At 68.4% G+C, this 3,288-nt stretch carries 3 protein-coding genes; 1 reads left to right on the top strand and 2 read right to left on the bottom strand.

Annotation, left to right across the window (positions count from 1 at the left end; genetic code table 11):
• Positions 1-439, top strand: a 439-nt coding sequence (locus HR086_RS45825; protein WP_217442221.1) for a hypothetical protein, incomplete at its 5' end; no start/stop codon positions are given.
• A gap of 50 nt (positions 440-489) precedes the next feature.
• Here HR086_RS45825 and HR086_RS45820 read toward each other — a convergent pair.
• Positions 490-2,013, bottom strand: coding sequence for a cellulose synthase family protein (locus tag HR086_RS45820; protein ID WP_141649246.1), 1,524 nt, complete (start codon positions 2,011-2,013; stop codon positions 490-492).
• A 326-nt stretch (positions 2,014-2,339) separates the two neighbouring features.
• Positions 2,340-3,288 (bottom strand): D-alanine--D-alanine ligase (locus HR086_RS45815; RefSeq protein WP_174468805.1); only part of this gene is annotated, 949 nt, incomplete at its 5' end.

The raw sequence follows: 3,288 nt of genomic DNA, 5'->3' as shown, positions 1-3,288 counted from the left end.
GCCCCCACCTCCGCCCCCTGTGCGCGTCCCCGCGGGGTGCGAGAGCAGCCAGGCAGGCGAGTACCGCCACGCCGAGAATCCGGCCTTCCGCTACCACGGCGAAGATGATGGCGGGACGCTGTCACTGGCCGTGGTGCGAGCCCGCGCGGACGGCGACGCGGGCACGGAGTCACCCGACTCGAGCACCGCGTCCATCATCCTCGAGCGCACACCCGGAGGTTTCGTGGGCGAGACGCGCGCCACGGGCTTCACCGGCTCGGGAGCACCCTGCCCCGTCGCGTTCCCCACGGAGCTGGTGGCGTGTGACGACGCGGGCCTCACGCTGCGCGCGGTGGCCAGCACGTCCATCGACGAAGGGTGCCGGCCTTCCCGCTCCGGCCCGCCTCCGGTGAGGCTGCAGCAGGTGCTGCTGCGAGACCCGCCGGACGCGGGCCTCTAGGGACACAAGCCACCGCGCCCCGATGCGAAGGGGCGCGGCGCGAGTCACCTTCAGGCGGCGCGGCGGGCCTGCTCCTCGGCGGGATTCACCGCGGGGCTGGCGTCGCTGAGCTTCACGCGGCCGGCGAGCCCCTGCAGCAGGCTGGAGATGCCCACGTAGAGGAAGCCCGCCTGGAACAGGATGATGAAGGGCAGCGACGTGTAGATGCGCGCGTCGATGGCGAACCACAGCGCCCCGGTGAAGTACGCCGCGAACAGCAGCTCCACGACCGGCATCAGCGTCTTGCTGCCGCGGTACGCCTTCTTCACCGCGATGACCTTCTTGCCCTCGGCGCCCGTCTTCGGCGTGCGGGCGAAGCCCGACTGCTGGTTGAGCAGCGCCTCCGCCACGGCCTTGGCGTTGTTGATGGCCAGGCCAATGCCCAGGCTCATCAGGAACGGCAGGTACTTCACCCGCTCCCAGCCCGTCACGCCCCGCTCCCGCTGCGCGGCGACGTAGAAGAAGCACACGCTCGCCGTCGCGGAGATGAAGAAGGGCAGGTCCAGGAACAGCGTGCCGTAGAGGCCGTGCTGGAAACGCACCACCATGCTGATGGGCATCAGCACCGACAGCAGCACCATCAACAGATAAGCCATGTTGTTGGTGAGGTGGAAGAACGCCTCGCGCTTCACCGCCAGCGGCAGGTCGCTCTTGAGGATGGTGGGGAGCAGCTTCTTCGCCGTCTGGATGGAGCCCTTGGCCCAGCGGTGCTGCTGGCTCTTGAAGGCGTTCATGTCCACCGGGACTTCGGCCGGGGAGATGACCTCCGGGAGGAACACGAACTGCCAGCCCTTGAGCTGAGCGCGGTAGCTCAGGTCCAGGTCCTCGGTCAGCGTGTCGTGCTGCCAGCCACCCGCGTCCGCGATGGTGCCGCGACGCCAGATGCCGGCGGTGCCGTTGAAGTTGAAGAAGCAGCCGGAGCGGTTGCGCGCCGTGTGCTCGATGATGAAGTGGCCGTCCAGGAAGATGCTCTGGGCCTGCGTGAGGATGGAGAACTCACGGTTGAGGTGCCCCCAGCGCACCTGCACCATGCCCACCTTCGCGTCGGAGAAGAACGGCACCGTGCGCAACAGGAAGTCAGGGCTCGGCACGAAGTCCGCGTCGAACACGGCGACGAACTCGCCCCGCGCCGACTTCAGCCCGTGCTCCAGCGCGCCCGCCTTGAATCCCTCGCGGTTGACGCGGTGGATGTAGACGATGTCGTGGCCCTTCTGCCGGTGCCGCTCCACGCACGCCCGGGCGATGCCACACGTCTCATCCGTTGAGTCGTCGAGAACCTGGATTTCCAGGAGCTCGCGGGGGTAGTCGATGCGGCACACCGACTCCACCAGACGCTCCACCACATACATCTCGTTGAAGATGGGGAGTTGGATGGTGACGCGTGGAAGCTCCTTCAAAGGGCTCTTGGGCGTCGGCAGCTTGAACTTGTGCCGGTAATACAGGAACGCCATTCGGTACCGGTGCGAGCCGTAAACCGCCAGCACGCACAGGACGCTGAAATAGACGCCCAGGAAGATGATCTCGACGGTGGTCATCAGTGACGCTCAGCCCCTCCCGCGCAGCCCCCGTGGCCCGCGGTCCTTCCTTGCGTGGCGGCATCGGAATCCCGTCTCACGCCGACCGCCGCCTCCTGGGTCCGCTGAGCCCCCGTCCCGTATGTGCCCGAAAAGACAAGGCTTTAACCATCCAGGACTGATCGCGCCGGACAATAGGGAGGCGTCAAGGACGTGTCAAATTATTCCCAGAGTTTGAACGTTCCGTTCAGGTCCGGGGTGACACCTCGCGTTACCGGGGCTTCAAGGAGATCCAAGGGGTTGGCGCCGGGGCTGAGGCGGCGCCAGGACTCGGACTACCCGGAAGGTCAGCTCACCGCGCGGCGAGGCTCGGAGATGGTGGGAGCGGGGGCGACCACGGGCGCGTCCATGACACCCGCCTCGTCCCGCGTCGCCAGCGCGAGGATGCGCTCGACGAGCTCCGGGAACTCCACACCCGCATGGGCGGCAATCTTGGACAGCAGGCTGGTGGGGGTGAAGCCGGGCAGCGTGTTGACCTCCAGCACCACGTCGTTGTCGGTGTCGGAGCACAAGAGGTCCACTCGGGCGTACCCCCGGCAGCCCAGGGCGCGGTACGCGGAGAGCGCCAGGGCCTCCACATTGGCCACGCGCGTGGCGGACAGGCGGGGCGGCAGGAAGTAGCGCGCGCCGCCCTTGTACTTGGCCTCGAAGTCGAAGCCCTCGCGAGGAGTGCCTACCTCGCAGCTGCCCAGCACCTTGTCGCCGAGGATGCCCACCGTCACCTCGCGGCCCGGAATGAAGCGCTCCACCAGCGCCTCGCCGCCGAAGCGGCACGCCTGGGCCACCGCCGTGACGAGCGACTCAGGCTCGCGGACGATGGACAGGCCCACCGACGAGCCGCCGCATGCGGGCTTCACGACGCAGGGGAAGCCCAGGTCACCTTGCAGCTCCAGGGCGCGCGCGGCGTCGTCGCGACCCACGCGATACCCCTGGGGCGTGGGCAGGTTGTGCAGGCGGAAGAGCTTCTTGGCCATGGGCTTGTTCATCGCCAGCGCCGAGGCCAGCACGCCCGAGCCCGTGTACGGCAGCTCCAGCAACTCCAGGAGGCCCTGCACCCGGCCGTCTTCGCCCATGCGCCCGTGCAGCGCGATGAAGGCCACGTCCAGCTCCGCGGCGCGCAGCGCCCTGTCCAGACCCGGCCCCGCGAACACCCGGGTGACCTGATGGCCGCGGGATTCCAGCGCCGCGACCACGGCCTCTCCCGTCTTGAGCGAAATCTCCCGCTCCTCGCCCCAC

It is taken from the genome of Myxococcus sp. CA039A, from assembly GCF_013336645.1.
Lineage (GTDB): Bacteria > Myxococcota > Myxococcia > Myxococcales > Myxococcaceae > Myxococcus > Myxococcus llanfairpwllgwyngyllgogerychwyrndrobwllllantysiliogogogochensis.
The sequence above is the reverse complement of the archived record's forward strand: the minus strand, read 5'-3'. Positions and strand labels throughout refer to the sequence as shown.

What these genes read in the sequence shown, in the direction of transcription:
- HR086_RS45820 (WP_141649246.1), bottom strand. Translation starts at nt 2,013, where the DNA reads ATGACCACCGTCGAGATCATCTTCCTGGGCGTCTATTTCAGCGTCCTG.